The sequence below is a fragment of the Paenibacillus sp. J22FR5 genome (assembly GCF_059691975.1).
Genome location: NZ_JCAUAN010000029.1, coordinates 49,229 through 62,802, shown reverse-complemented (window position 1 = coordinate 62,802; position 13,574 = coordinate 49,229). Strand labels below are relative to the sequence as shown.

The 13,574-nt window shown below is 40.0% G+C and carries 12 protein-coding genes; 9 read left to right on the top strand and 3 right to left on the bottom strand.

Annotated elements, in window-relative coordinates; genetic code table 11:
• Positions 1 to 164 precede the first annotated feature (164 nt).
• Together AC58P7_RS26735 and AC58P7_RS26730 are read left to right on the top strand one after the other, a co-directional pair.
• Entirely contained in the window at positions 165 to 581 is a 417-nt protein-coding gene (locus AC58P7_RS26735) for an SRPBCC family protein (RefSeq protein WP_497348424.1), read from the top strand.
• 122 nt (positions 582 to 703) lie between these two features.
• Entirely contained in the window at positions 704 to 3,877 is a 3,174-nt protein-coding gene (locus tag AC58P7_RS26730) for an ATP-binding cassette domain-containing protein (RefSeq protein WP_497348422.1), read from the top strand.
• Between the two features lie 280 nt (positions 3,878 to 4,157).
• On the opposite strand, the gene AC58P7_RS26725 is transcribed toward AC58P7_RS26730, so the two are convergent.
• A complete protein-coding gene (locus AC58P7_RS26725; protein ID WP_497348421.1) occupies positions 4,158 to 4,715 on the bottom strand; it encodes an NADPH-dependent FMN reductase in 558 nt (185 codons plus the stop codon).
• Between the two features lie 266 nt (positions 4,716 to 4,981).
• Here AC58P7_RS26725 and AC58P7_RS26720 point away from each other — a divergent pair, with 266 nt between their 5' ends.
• From AC58P7_RS26720 to tlp, 3 genes are all read left to right on the top strand, one after another.
• A complete protein-coding gene (locus tag AC58P7_RS26720) occupies positions 4,982 to 5,200 on the top strand; it encodes a hypothetical protein (protein WP_497348419.1) in 219 nt (72 codons plus the stop codon).
• Positions 5,201 to 5,355: 155 nt separating this feature from the next.
• Positions 5,356 to 7,029: a ribonuclease J gene (locus AC58P7_RS26715; RefSeq protein WP_497348417.1), complete on the top strand. Its 1,674-nt coding sequence runs from the start codon at positions 5,356 to 5,358 to the stop codon at positions 7,027 to 7,029.
• 69 nt (positions 7,030 to 7,098) lie between these two features.
• The gene (tlp, locus tag AC58P7_RS26710; RefSeq protein WP_497348415.1) at positions 7,099 to 7,314 is read left to right on the top strand and encodes a small acid-soluble spore protein Tlp; all 216 of its coding nucleotides are present in this window, start codon (positions 7,099 to 7,101) and stop codon (positions 7,312 to 7,314) included.
• Between the two features lie 89 nt (positions 7,315 to 7,403).
• Here tlp and AC58P7_RS26705 read toward each other — a convergent pair whose 3' ends face one another.
• Positions 7,404 to 7,883, bottom strand: coding sequence for a hypothetical protein (locus AC58P7_RS26705; protein WP_497348413.1), 480 nt, complete (start codon positions 7,881 to 7,883; stop codon positions 7,404 to 7,406).
• Positions 7,884 to 8,053: 170 nt separating this feature from the next.
• Here AC58P7_RS26705 and AC58P7_RS26700 point away from each other — a divergent pair, with 170 nt between their 5' ends.
• Positions 8,054 to 9,313 (top strand): hypothetical protein, encoded by a 1,260-nt coding sequence (locus tag AC58P7_RS26700; protein WP_497348411.1) that lies wholly within the window; start codon positions 8,054 to 8,056, stop codon positions 9,311 to 9,313.
• Positions 9,314 to 9,376: 63 nt separating this feature from the next.
• Here the strand turns inward: AC58P7_RS26700 and AC58P7_RS26695 are convergent, their stop codons facing one another.
• Positions 9,377 to 10,783 carry an MFS transporter gene (locus tag AC58P7_RS26695; RefSeq protein WP_497348409.1) on the bottom strand — a complete coding sequence of 469 codons (1,407 nt, stop codon included), beginning with the start codon at positions 10,781 to 10,783 and terminating at the stop codon, positions 9,377 to 9,379.
• A 278-nt stretch (positions 10,784 to 11,061) separates the two neighbouring features.
• On the opposite strand from AC58P7_RS26695, the gene AC58P7_RS26690 reads away from it, so the two are divergent.
• The 3 genes from AC58P7_RS26690 (at position 11,062) to AC58P7_RS26680 (ending at position 13,571) form a co-directional block, all read left to right on the top strand.
• Positions 11,062 to 12,051 carry an AraC family transcriptional regulator gene (locus AC58P7_RS26690; protein ID WP_497348407.1) on the top strand — a complete coding sequence of 330 codons (990 nt, stop codon included), beginning with the start codon at positions 11,062 to 11,064 and terminating at the stop codon, positions 12,049 to 12,051.
• Between the two features lie 392 nt (positions 12,052 to 12,443).
• Positions 12,444 to 13,187, top strand: a complete 744-nt coding sequence (locus AC58P7_RS26685) for an SDR family NAD(P)-dependent oxidoreductase (RefSeq protein WP_497348405.1) — start codon at positions 12,444 to 12,446, stop codon at positions 13,185 to 13,187.
• A gap of 60 nt (positions 13,188 to 13,247) precedes the next feature.
• Positions 13,248 to 13,571 carry an NIPSNAP family protein gene (locus tag AC58P7_RS26680; protein ID WP_497348403.1) on the top strand — a complete coding sequence of 108 codons (324 nt, stop codon included), beginning with the start codon at positions 13,248 to 13,250 and terminating at the stop codon, positions 13,569 to 13,571.
• Positions 13,572 to 13,574 lie beyond the last annotated feature (3 nt).

The window sequence follows — 13,574 nt, the reverse complement described above, 5'->3', positions numbered from 1 at the left end:
GGGAACTTGACACGTCACCTTTTGGTGTCCTATAATCATTAAGACAACAAAAGGTGTCCTATTAGGTTATTATGAAGTGTAATTGGTGACATTACGGGAAATAATTATGAAGGGTTCTGGAAAGAATGAAATGTTAAATTAACTCTTTTATTGGAGGAAAAAAAATGAAATCAGATGTATCCTTAGACTTTCAATTTACAAGTTCAATCGAGCAGGTGTGGAACGCATTAACTGATTCGGATACTCTTGCGAAATGGATAATGGATAATGATTTTAAACCAGTCGTTGGACATAAATTTCAGTTTCGGACAAAGCCTTCCGAATGGTGGAATGGAATTGTAGATTGCGAGGTGCTCGTAGTGGACGAGCCTCATACATTATCTTACACTTGGGCAAGTGCGGGAGAAAGCACAACGGTTACATGGAATTTGAAAAAAGGTTCAGAAGGAATTATCCATCTACATCTCGATCAAGCAGGATTTAGTGAAGCTACAAAAGCCCGCGCGGGAGCCATTGAGGGAGCTACATATGCTTTCAAGAATATGGGTGATAAGCTCGGAACAGTGTTAGCAGAACTGTAATTATTCATTTAATTGATTATACAAATAAACCATTCTTCAACAATAGGGCGCAATTCAGTAGTTAGAATTGTGCTCTTTCTTTATGATAGGGCGCATTTCTGAAACATGGAGAGGATATCACTATGAAAATAAATCAATTAATCTCGAACAATATTAACCGATTAGATGCAACACTTCTTGTAGATAAATCCTTAGGAATTGCGGGCTTATCTGGATCCGGTAAAACAACGTTTTGTCAAACCATCGGTGAAGAATCCAAGAAGCGTCTCGTTTCTTTATTGCCAAAGGCTGAATATCAGTATTTATTTCCTGAAATTATGGAAACCAATTTCAGTGCCATCAAGATGAAAGAAATGCCTTTAGTCCTTTTTCTCGGAAAATCATCGATTTCATCCAATCCTCGTTCAACCATTGGTACGCATACTGGCGTTTTTAAAGAGATTCGTGTTACTCTTGCTGAACAATTTAATCTTTCTCCTGAAGTTTTTTCCTTTAATAATGCCTTAGGCTGGTGTCCAGATTGTAAAGGGCGCAGTATGACCCAAAATGTCGAATGTCCCAAGTGCCAGGGTAGGCGCTACAATCAAGAAGTTGAGCAATATAAGATGGACTTATGGAATCAACCAAATAGTATTTCCGATATTAATAACTTAAGCATTGAAACGATTCTTTCTCTTGCAGAGGAATTGCATATTAGTGAAGCGAAGCAGCATATTCTCCAAAATATCATCAATATGAATATTGGTTACCTAACATTGAATCGCATTATGGGTACATTGTCAGGTGGCGAAATAACACGAATGTACTTGGCAGAATTCATGGCAACAAGTGAAAATACGGTCATTATCATTGATGAAATCTCCGTGGGTCTAGATCACGACACCCTATTGAAAATTTTAGACCAGATTAAACAATTAGGGGATAAGAATCAAATTTGGCTCATTGACCATTCAGACACGGTGCTCGATACTGCGGATGAGCATTTGTTCTTTGGACCTGGCAGCGGTAAATATGGCGGGAAAATTGTTGAAGAGTCACCACGACCAAAACCAATTCATTGTGAACTGAATAAGGCCATGCCAACAGAATACTACCAGTTTAAGGATCTTTACTGTCGTAATATTCAAATGGCTGACATTCAGATTCCCAAAAATAGACTTGTCACCTTTACGGGTGAGTCGGGATGTGGTAAATCTACACTTGTTAATGAGTGTATGGTCAAAGATTTTCAGAAGCGTTATCCAAAAGATAAACTGGTAGTGGTCGGGCAAGATCGAAACCAATCGATTTCCAGTCGGTCTACCATTGCGACGTTTCTTGACATTAAAAAGAAACTCACCAAGTATAGTGAGGATATTGATGATATTTTTCAGCGCTCGATTGAAGATATTATTGATGAACTGCCGGGTGATGACATCGCGCATAAACGCTTGAGCTTATTGATCAAACTTGGACTTGGTTATTTGACGTTGGAAAGAAAAACACAATCTTTATCGACGGGTGAATTTCAATGTGTCCATTTAGTATCTGAGCTGTTTGGTAACGCAAGAACCCCACATACGCTTTTTATTTTTGACGAGCCTTCAAAAGGTTTATCACAAAATATTTTAAACCAATTTATTGATAGTGTTAGGGATATTCTTGAAGTTGAATCTGTCTCTATCTTGATGATCGAACATAATGCTTATATGCTAGAAAGCTCTGATTATATCGTTGATTTTGGAAAAAGGCAGCCTGAACCTGTTCAGCATCTTGATGTTGTCAGTCATGAAGATTATTATCGTCTCAAGAATAAGGAAGATAGCAATGCCCCATTGCCTATTACTTCCACACTCAAGCCGCAAAATGGTATTCGTTACTTAGAAGAAGATCAATTGAGCTATTTTAAAAAGGCAGAAAACATCTATAAAGGTGGTATCTTAAAAAGTTTATCGCCTATAGCCCGTGTGATTTATGGGGAATATGAATCTGAACAAATTGCACCTGTCATCGCCATTGATCTTGAGCGACACCTGTATAGTCAATATAGTTTCCTCTATGAAATCGGTGGACTGATCAACCATATCGTGGCTGCTCATCCGACCAATAAAGATACAAGTAGCTTCGATTTTTATTATCAAGACAATCATTGTCCGAGTTGTTCGGGACGTCGTGTCATTGAACAATTTGATATGGATGTTCTTATTCAAGACAAAACCGTACCCTTCTGGGATGGCATGCTGCTTCCAGAGGTCATGGATGTACTGAAATATTATCAACACGCCAAATTGAAATTCCTATTTGAAGAGATAAAGAACGAACTTGGTCACGATATGAGTAAAAGCTTTAATGAGATGTCAGAAGCAGAAAAAAATACGTTTTTATATGGTTATTGGGAAAAGTCATTTTATGATAAAGCAGGGAAAGCTTCGAGAACATGGGAAGGCTTTAATTTCATCCTTGGGCGTTATATGGTTATTTCGAAGAACATTCCTCTTAAAGAGCAAATGAAAACCTCCAAAGAAATGATTAGCTGCCCAGTTTGTCAAGGAACCGTGTTAAACCATCATAAAAAGCTAAAATTTGGTGACACGGATATTCGTGAAATTATTCAGCAGCCGATTGATCAGGTCATAAAAACCGTAGGGAAGTTACCAGAACTAGCAAAACTAAAATTCATTGTTGGCGGCGATCTTGCACTTACGGAAGATGTCTCCTTACTTCCAAGGGAAACACAAGTTGCGCTGAAGATGCTTGAACTGGAACTTGCAAGCTTTGTGGGCTATGAAGTGGTTTTACAAAATGCCGTACCCTTTTGGGACAAGATTAAAGGTAGCCTCGAGGCGATCAGCAGTAAAAACTTGATTACCATCTGTGATTTTGCCAATATTGCTGAAACTAGAGAGACCATTATTGATAAGTATTTCACCAATGGGAAATATAAAAAACTAACTTATGTCTATGAAGCGTTTGGTTACAATAAAATTGTTACCCAAATTAATAAGATAAAAGCAAGTCATCCATGTCCATTCTGTAATGGGAAGAAAGTAATTTCAGAAGATGGTCTCCATGACGGCGTATACAAGTTATCGGTGCCATGTGTTAGCTGTTATGTAAGTGGTATCAATGATGAAGGGCGCAAGGAAATCGTCGAGGGCATAGATGTACAAACATGGCTAACTGGTAAAGTAAGTGATGTTGTTGCTGAAAGCTTACTAACTGAAGCAGTTACAGATATTCCTATTTTCAATCGTATTCGTGAGTTGAATAAACGAGAAATGATGGCGGTTTACCAATCCCTTGAGCAAAATAAATAAATTTGAATTATTAAAACAAGCGATATTTTAATACAGAGCTAGATGTCAGTCAGTGAGGAAAACTCATTTGCAATAATGAATTGCAGATGAGTTTTTTGCTATTCTGAAACGGAGATTGTTGGTTTATAAGAATATCCTGTATGGTTAGGTTGAAGCTCAGCAGCCTGGAAAGAAAACATAATATTTTGGGGGTGAATTTGATGAATAGAAAAAAGAAGCTGAATTAGGAGAACCCTAAAGCAGCTTTTTGGCATTTATGCGGTTGGGTAAATAGAAGGTATTAACGCAATGTCTTTAATGCCCCGCTCCAAGCGATGACTTGATCAAACATGGTGTTAGCAGCGGCTTCTTGACGTGGATTTGGTTTGAGCACTATGAAGTTTTCAAAGTCAGTAAAGAGGGACAATGTTACCTGGGCACGAACGTCGGCTACATGTAATTCACCCAAGATGAGCCTGAGGTTCTCTGCTGCACGCGCACCGCCAGTACCACCGCCATAGCTGACGATCCCAGCGGCCTTATCTTTCCATTCATTGAAAAGGAAATCAATCGCGTTCTTGAGCGCACCTGAAATGGCATGATTATATTCTGGAGTCACGAAAATAAAGCCATCGTACGCACTGATTACTTTCGACCAAGCAATCGTATGTTCTTTCGTGTATTTCATCAACATGGGGGGATGGGGCTCATCATAAAGTGGCAAATTGAAATCTGCCAAATCTACAATCTCGAATATCGCGTCCGTACGTTTACTTGCAACTTCGTGTACCCACTGTGCGACGACTTCACCTCTGCGTCCAGGGCGAGTACTGCCAAGAATAATTCCGATTTTGAGCATCGTTATACCTCCAATAAATGTAGTTTATGTGAGAAGCATAACAGTTGGATGGAACGAAGAGCAATTGAAAATACGGTTATAACGATTGTTTCCGCTAAGGAAACTAGTAGACCGGAAATTAGATTACATAACTTATGTTAAGTGAAGTCTCACAAACAGATAGACTTTTCGAAGTCTATTTCTGTTTTTTTAAGGTTAAACTTGTAAAGATGATTTTCATTACGTATTTGTTTTCTTAAACAAAAGAACGGAAGGTTGGTTTTCCAATGAATATGACGTTGTATTATGTGATATTTTCGGTAATCTTAGTTGTTGGTTTATTGGCTACTCTCATGATTGGCTTTTCGCGTAAGAATCGTGAAGGAGATCAATCCTATTTTCAAGGAACGGGGGTTAAATGGGTTCGACTTTCAGCTTTATATGTCATCTCCATCGCAGCAGGCTTGTTAGCGTTGCTAGCCTTTATTCGATACTGGATGAAATAGATTTCATTCAGAAAGATCTCCATAGCCGGAGATCTTTTTTGTTTGGCTACGTGTTGATCCATATTTACTCAAAAGATGAATGTTTGACGAATCGTATTGGACATACTAGAACAGGGAATTCATACGGTGAATTAGTAAATGATGGAGGTTTCTTAATGAAGTCAAATCACGATAAGCTCTCAATTTTCGCCCTCGGCGGAGTAAATGAAATTGGCAAAAATATGTACGCGCTTCAATATAACGATCATATTATCATTATTGACTGTGGCTCCAAATTTCCCGATGAGAGCTTATTGGGCATAGATTTAATCATTCCTGATATCACCTACTTACTTGAAAATAGAGAGAAAATAAGAGGGATTGTCATTACACATGGTCACGAGGATCATATTGGCGGCATTCCCTATATTATTAAACAGTTAAACATGCCCATATATGCTACGCGCCTTACACTTGGCCTTATTCAAGTCAAACTGAAAGAACATGGACTGCTGAACACTACGAACTTGCACGAGATTGATGCTAATACAAAGCTTATTCTAGGCGACATTCCACTCAGCTTCTTCCGAACGAACCACAGTATTCCCGATTGCTTAGGGATTGTCTTTGATACTCCTCAAGGAACAGTTGTACATACTGGCGATTTCAAATTTGATCTGACACCGGTAAATGAACAATATGCAGATATACATAAGATGGCAGCTATTGGGCAAAATGGTGTACTTGCGCTACTTTCGGAAAGTACGAATGCAGAGCGGCCAGGATTCACACCTTCAGAACGCTTAGTTGGCGATCATATTGAGGAAGCCTTCTCAAAAGCTACAGGCAAAATATTTCTATCCACCTTCGCATCCAACGTCAACCGATTACAGCAAGTCATTGTTGCCGCGGAGAAAACGAATCGCAAAATCGCCCTTTTAGGAAGAAGCATGGTCAATGTTGTTGATATCGCCATAACGCTCGGCTATTTAAGTATGCCTCCAGGCATGTTGATTGAGGCTCAAGATGTGAATAGTTATTCTTCACATGAACTTGTCATTCTTTGTACGGGTAGTCAAGGGGAACCTATGGCTGCTTTAGCTCGTTTAGCTAGCGGTACACACCGTCAAGTTGAAGTTTCACGAGGTGATACCGTTATTCTAGCAGCCACGCCTATTCCTGGAAATGAACGGAATGTCGCTCGAATCGTAGATAACCTGTTTGCGAAAGGAGTTAAGGTTATTTACGGTTCAGGATCGGTAACAGGGATGCATGTATCTGGACATGCGAGTCAGGAAGAATTAAAGCTCATGCTGACGTTAATGAAACCCAAATATTTTATTCCGATTCACGGCGAATATCGCATGCTGTATCAGCACCGATTATTAGCTGAAGCAGTTGGTGTTGTGTCAGATAACATCTTTATCATTAATAATGGTGAAGTTGTAGATTTTATAAATTCACAAGCTCGCCAAGATCGTCATGTTCCGAATGGCAATACCCTAGTTGATGGACTAGGTATTGGAGATGTCGGACAAATTGTATTAAGGGACCGAAAAGTCTTATCAGAAGACGGTATATTGATTTTTGTAATTTCACTTAGTAGGTCAGATGGCAAAATTGTTTCGGGACCCGATATCATTTCACGTGGATTCGTCTATGTCAAGGAATCAGAAGCACTAATGGAGGAAGTCCACCGCATTGCCCTAACTACACTCACACAATTACAAGAGATGAAAACGAGCCAATGGGGTCTCTATAAGCAAGCTCTGAAAGAAGCGATTGGCAAATATCTATATACACAGACCAAAAGAAGGCCAATGATTTTGCCGATTATCATACAAGTTTAAAGAATAATCTAATTGGTCTTGAGGAATTATATAACAGGATGACAATCTATCGCAAAGGGGGGGAATATTATGGCAAAGCCAGACAATCGTGAGGATAACCCAGCTCGTATCCAGAACGCCATTGATCATACGATAGCTAATTTGCACGAAGCTGAGGATTATCTGGATGAACATGCGGATGAAATAACTGCTGAGGAAAAGCAGAGTATCGAATCCAAAAATGCGCGTCGCCAGGCAAGTATCAGCGGCTTCATTGAGGAGAAAAAAGACGAATCAAACACATAAGTGAATGAAAAGTATAGCCCTTCCCATTGTGGGAGGGGCTTCTTTATTTATTCGGGGTTCAGCAGGTATGTAGCGAAAATGATAGCAAATCATGCTGTCCGAGATGGATTCTTGTTGATTTTAATAAAGTGAATCTGTAATGAGCCGAAAAATGCTTTTCCTTGGTTGTAATGAAGTTCACATTTGTACCCATTCGAACGTGATATGGATTGCAACGCTTTAAACCCTGGGAGTGCTCTGATCAGAGATGTGATTTGTTGAATGATATGGTCTGGCAATTTCATAACCATCGACGTCGTACTAATGCCATCGACAACGGATATAAAACTAGGAAATTCTGATTTCTTGAACTGTGACAGATGGACACTATCCTCGGCAATTTGTAATATCTCTTTGTTCAGACGATTTAGGTTAATGGTGATATGTTTAAAAAAGTAAATACCAAATCCCATTTTGTTAGTCAAAGGGTTTAAACGTTTTTTCCACTTCAATACTTTTGCTTCCCAATAAGTCTCTAACTGTTCACTAAATAAATGCCAGTTAAATCGTGATGTGAAAAATTTCCTCATTATTTAGCTCCTTCTTTTAATATTTTCATAATTAAGACGTTGGATCTATGATGATCGTTCATTTACCGGGAGATAGAATTAGGCGATTCAGCTCTTGTCATGAAAATAGATATATTGGTAGAATTACATGTGGAATATTTTAATAATAAGAGAACTCATGAGGAGCGAGAATGAAATCTTCGATTAATCCTAATAGAGAAACACAGGCCCATTCGGCTAAACAAGAAAACATTGTGCCAAGAAACATAACATCAAGAAGAGATGCTTCTCAGATCCATCACCTGCAGCGAACGATTGGAAACAGGGCAGTTACACAAATGATGCGCTCAGATCTGATTCAACTTCAACCATCAGAAACATTACTACCAAGTGATGTTGGCCAATGGTTTGTCGTGACATTGCCATTTGGCAGTCCGAAGATTGGTACATATTTGGAGAGCGACGCCCGCGGGCATTGGTTCCGAGGGCACAATCAGAATGGTCGCGAGTACCATTTTTGTATTATTCGCGGGAATGTGGAACGGACGACGAATCCGGGCTGGGGTGGACCTGGAGGATATGGGCCTGAAGCAATGGATGAGGAAGAAGAGGAAGACAAGCGTCCTACTAGGCCAAATCTACAGACAGAGGATGCAATGAAAAGTTATGCGGGACATGTAAAAGGGGTTAAAAGCGGCTGGAGCGAGATGAACTCTCAAACAAGAGCAGCAAAACTAGTAGAAGGTTTGCAGCCGATGTTTACGAGCAGCGGGGTTCCGGTACCGACATTACGCGTAATTCCAAAAGGAAGTAGCCAGAATGGTAACTTCGACTCAACAACATGGTCAGCCGGTATTTCAGAGGAAACATTAGAGAAAGAGCCGGAGAAGGCGGCTTCTACACTCTACCATGAAGCAAGGCATGGTGAACAATTTTTCCTTATTGCCCGATATATACTCGCACAAAAATTCCCGGAACCGCCACACAAACAAATTCCTGACCATGTGATGAGCGCGGCTGCTGTTGTCAACGCCAGATCAGTGTTGACAATGGAAGAAAGTGCGGATGCACAGCGCTATTATACGAGCATTTTCGGTAGAGATGCTGTAGAACGAAACAACATTCTGAAGCGTACACAGATTTATACTCAGCAGGCTTATTTCTCGGCGGCAAAAGCTTTTATTGATGCCAAGAATAAAGCAATTGCGTTGAATGAGGAATTTAAAAAACTAAAAGCGATCTTCGATACAAGTCAAAAAGAGGAAGACAGGAATGTTGCAAAACTTAAACAAACGGAATTCAGGAATAAAAAATCAGAACTGCCGACTCTTGAAGAAAATGCCAATGAAATGAAGTTGAAATTTGAATGTACGATGGCAGAATACAAAAACCTCCCCGAGGAAGCAGATGCTTTTTCCGTGCAGGCACAAGTTGAAAGATGGCTGAATTGAAAAAACGATGAACGAACTTCGCGCCATTCATAATTGAAAGGAAAGTCCTTGATGAAAAATAAATTAAGCAGTTTTAAGTGCGGGTTCTTTGCTTTTTCTCTTGAAGGGAAGAAACCAGAGGAGAACTACAACAAGAGAAATTGTTAAAAATAGTGCTGAACCCATTATTGATATAGAAATAGCATGCGTAAATGGTTCTTCTAAAGGTGAAGCTGATCGGTTCGCTGCCTCAAAAACTGCAATTAGCACTGCTAAACCCAACGAACTGCCCGTTTGGTGGGCTACATTGATAAGTCCTGACGCGGCTCCCGAGTCACTAGAATTTACACCAGACAAACCAAAAGAGGTTAAAGGAAGAAATATCATCCCAGCCCCCATACCCATGATAATCAATGGGAAGAAAATTTCCGGAAAGAAATGAGCATGTATTGATATTTGACTACTCAACAAACTCGTACCAATAATCGCAATGATCAAACCGGCGACTAGCACCTTTAAATTTCCAAAACGGGATATTAACCAAGGCATGAGATACATCATTCCGAACATCACTGCCGTAAAAGGTAGAAATGCAAGCCCAGCTTCAAAAGAACTAAAGTTAAGAACATTTTGTAAGTACTGCGGAATAAAGAAAAATAACGAAAAATTACCACATAAAAATAAAAATCTACCTAGATAAGCCCCCGAGCGCTGACGGTTCGCAAACAAACGGAGAGGTGTAATCGGCTGTTTCGCTCGAGCTTCGATAAACACGAATGCCACTAACAATACAACACCAATAAAAAGTGAAATCAATGTCACTATATGACCCCAACCTCTAGCTGCTGCCTGTACAAACCCAAATACCATTGCCGTTATTCCAATTACGGAGGTCAAAGCACCCATAACATCAAAGAGGCCCGTGTTTCTCTCAGTCTCCTTTAAATATCGTGGAACCATAATTAGAAGTGTTATACCAATAGGGACGTTAAGAAACATTCCCACACGCCAAGATATTACATCTGTCAGTACGCCACCAAGTAGGAGACCGATACTGCCGCCAGCACCTGAAACAGCACTGTATAGGGCGATCGCTTTCGTACGTTCTCTGGGTTCAACAAAAGTCACCGACAATAATGCGAGCGTGGATGGTGTCGCTATCGCAGCCGCAAGGCCTTGCAATGCACGACTTACTAGCAGGAGCCCCTCGGAGTGCGCTAAACCAACCATTATTGATGCAAGTGTAAATATGGCAATACCTACGCTAAACATTCTCCTTCGACCCAAGATATCCCCCGCCCGTGCACCTAGCAGCATAAGACCTCCAAATGCCAAAATATAAGCATTTTGCACCCAAGTCAAATTAGCTGTTGTTATATGAAGCGTATTGCCAATTTCAGGTAGCGCTGTTACCATGATGGCTGAATCTAGTACTACCATAAGTTGACATGCAATAATAATGGTTAGGATAATTCGTTTTGACTGATCCATATATGTTATCATCCTTTCGGGAAATTGGTTGAGCTCACACTAAGAGTACTTAGTAGTAATCTTCTTAAGAGTATTATTGCTTGAAAAGTAAAAATGAAGTAGACTTTTCATGCCAAAAACTTGCCTAAAACTGCAAAGGTGATTTTGTCTTAAGAATATTAATTTTTAAATAGGCGAAACTAAGGAACATACTTGCTTAAAAGTAAGAAGCGATTTAATATGTGGATTATCCGTTGCCATGTTAATATTGAGGCAATTATTAAGGGCAGGTAAAATAAATGAGAGAACAAATATTCAAATCCGGAAGCTTATTTGGAGAGAGAGTCACCATTCATCAGAAATTATTGGAGAAGCTGATATCGATAACTGAGAAGATAACTGGTGTAGAGGGAAGGACGCAAACCACAATCCCGTTTCTATCAATTACCAGATACAGTCATCAAACTCCGCTGGTTCCAAGTGTCTTGACACCTTCATTTTGTCTCATTCTTCAAGGGGCAAAGAATATTCAAATTGGGCAAAATATGATTCAGTATCACCCAGGCGATTATGTGGCATCAATGATTGATATGCCTGCTTCTGCACAAATTATCGATGTAACTAAGGATTCACCTTATATCGGAATACGCATTGATTTCACGACAAACGAAATTGCATCTGTGGTTATAGAGGCTGAAATTAATGTTAAACCAAAGGATAAAAAGAAGAACACAGGAGCATTTATTGGGAAATCTGATGAAAGGCTTTTAGAATTATTTATCAGATTACTAGAGCTAATCGACAAACCTAAAGAAGTTCGTTATCTGTCAGAGCTGGTCAAACGTGAAATGACTTTCACTTTACTGTCTGGAGACTTTGGACACTTATTTTTTCAACAGGTACTCTTTGACCAGCAAGCAAATGGCGTTGCCAATGTCATTGAATGGATCAAAGGCAACTATGCTTCCTCATTTACAATTGAGGAACTCGCAAAATCAAATAATATGAGTATTTCGGGACTACATCATAAGTTCAAAGCCATTACAACAATGGGGCCGTTACAGTTTCAGAAACAACTGCGTCTTCAGGAAGCGAGACGTCTGATGCTAAGTGGTTCTATGGATGCAACGACTGCAGCTTTGAAGGTTGGCTATGAAAGTCCATCACAATTTAGCCGAGAATATCGGAGGCTTTTTGGTCTGCCTCCCCTTAAAGATATAAAGACTGTGCGGAAAAGTTTCGAAGCAGGCTTGTTGCTAGATAAAGAGTATGAAGCAGCTGGTGGATAAAATGTTGTCTACTTAAGCGAACGAGGTTGGTAAAAATGCGGCTATTTGTTGTTACCCACCTCAATACTCAGCAGAAATTGAACTAAAATAGGTTGCATAACTTACAGTGGGAATGTAAAATTTTACCATTCAAATAAATTCGAGGGGATAACTGTGTATGATAACCCGATATTAATTACTTTGTGGAGAACGGTAGCTGTGAAGTAGAACATTTTTGAATGACATATGTATATTTAGTTTAGATATCTGAATTTGAGATGCCTGACATCATTATTCTGTATTATGCAGGATAATAGGAATCATTGTATGATGAATGAGCGGATCAGAAGGTCTGATTTTTTTTCAAATATAAACTACCTTTTAATAGGTAGACATCAAAGGAGAATGGTGAAATGAATATTCAAGATAAAGTAGTAGTGATTACAGGTGGAAGCAGCGGTATGGGAAAAGCAGCAGCAATTGAACTGGTGAAACGAGGAGCCAATGTAGTCATTAATGGCCGCCGCGAACAAGCGTTGGTTGAGGCTGCAAATGAAATCGATCCGACAGGCGCGCATGTAGCATATGTTGCCGGTGACATTTCAGATCCCCAAATAGCTGAACGCTTAATCGGCGAAGCACTTTCGCGCTTTGGACGTATCGACACACTGGTGAACAATGCCGGTATTTTTATAGCGAAACCATTCACGGACTACACTGAAGCGGATTTTGAATCGGTTCTGTCCATCAATGTGGCAGGATTCTTCCAAGTTACTCAGCGTGCGCTGACCGAGATGCTGAAGGCGGGTTCCGGTCACATCGTCAACATCACGGCAAGCGGAACCACAGAGCAGCCCCTTAAAGCCGTGCCATCCGTACTTGCCGCACTGACCAAAGGAGGCTTGAACGCGGCAACGAAATCGCTGGCGATTGAGTATGCGGACAAGGGCATTCGCGTGAACGCAGTCGCGCCAGGAATCACCAAAACGCCGATGCATTCGATAGAGACACACGACTTTTTGGCTAAATTGCACCCAATGGGCCGTATGGGCGAGGTTCAGGATATTGTTAACGCCATTGTGTATCTGGAATCCGCACAATTCGTGACCGGAGAGATTCTTCATGTCGATGGCGGTCAAAATGCCGGACAGTGGTAAGCCGTAAATAATCTTTTGAATGCAGACAAATACTGAATTCAGAAAAGGAGGAGGGAAGAGATGCTATATGAACTGCGAGTTTATGATGTAAATCCAGGCAAGATGAAAGTTATCCAAGAAAGGTTCAGAGATCATGTTATTCAATTATTTATGAAGCATGGTATGAAAGTGACGCATTTCTGGGAAGATTCAGATGAAGCGAATAACCGTCTTTATTATGTTGTTGAGCATGCCAATATGGAAATGCGTAACCATAACTATGATCGTTTCCGGAACGATCCTGAATGGATTGAAGTAAAACGAATCTCAGAACTTGAGGGACCTTTAGTTAATAAACAAGAAAGTATATTTATGAAAAACGTATCATTTTTCGATAACAAATGAAAA

Excerpts from the sequence above, each read along its gene's own strand:
- AC58P7_RS26735 (WP_497348424.1), top strand. The coding sequence starts at position 165 with ATGAAATCAGATGTATCCTTAGACTTTCAATTTACAAGTTCAATCGAG.
- AC58P7_RS26730 (WP_497348422.1), top strand. The coding sequence starts at position 704 with ATGAAAATAAATCAATTAATCTCGAACAATATTAACCGATTAGATGCA.
- AC58P7_RS26725 (WP_497348421.1), bottom strand. The coding sequence starts at position 4,715 with ATGCTCAAAATCGGAATTATTCTTGGCAGTACTCGCCCTGGACGCAGA.
- AC58P7_RS26720 (WP_497348419.1), top strand. The coding sequence starts at position 4,982 with ATGAATATGACGTTGTATTATGTGATATTTTCGGTAATCTTAGTTGTT.
- AC58P7_RS26715 (WP_497348417.1), top strand. The coding sequence starts at position 5,356 with ATGAAGTCAAATCACGATAAGCTCTCAATTTTCGCCCTCGGCGGAGTA.
- tlp (WP_497348415.1), top strand. The coding sequence starts at position 7,099 with ATGGCAAAGCCAGACAATCGTGAGGATAACCCAGCTCGTATCCAGAAC.
- AC58P7_RS26705 (WP_497348413.1), bottom strand. The coding sequence starts at position 7,883 with ATGAGGAAATTTTTCACATCACGATTTAACTGGCATTTATTTAGTGAA.
- AC58P7_RS26700 (WP_497348411.1), top strand. The coding sequence starts at position 8,054 with ATGAAATCTTCGATTAATCCTAATAGAGAAACACAGGCCCATTCGGCT.
- AC58P7_RS26695 (WP_497348409.1), bottom strand. The coding sequence starts at position 10,783 with ATGGATCAGTCAAAACGAATTATCCTAACCATTATTATTGCATGTCAA.
- AC58P7_RS26690 (WP_497348407.1), top strand. The coding sequence starts at position 11,062 with ATGAGAGAACAAATATTCAAATCCGGAAGCTTATTTGGAGAGAGAGTC.
- AC58P7_RS26685 (WP_497348405.1), top strand. The coding sequence starts at position 12,444 with ATGAATATTCAAGATAAAGTAGTAGTGATTACAGGTGGAAGCAGCGGT.
- AC58P7_RS26680 (WP_497348403.1), top strand. The coding sequence starts at position 13,248 with ATGCTATATGAACTGCGAGTTTATGATGTAAATCCAGGCAAGATGAAA.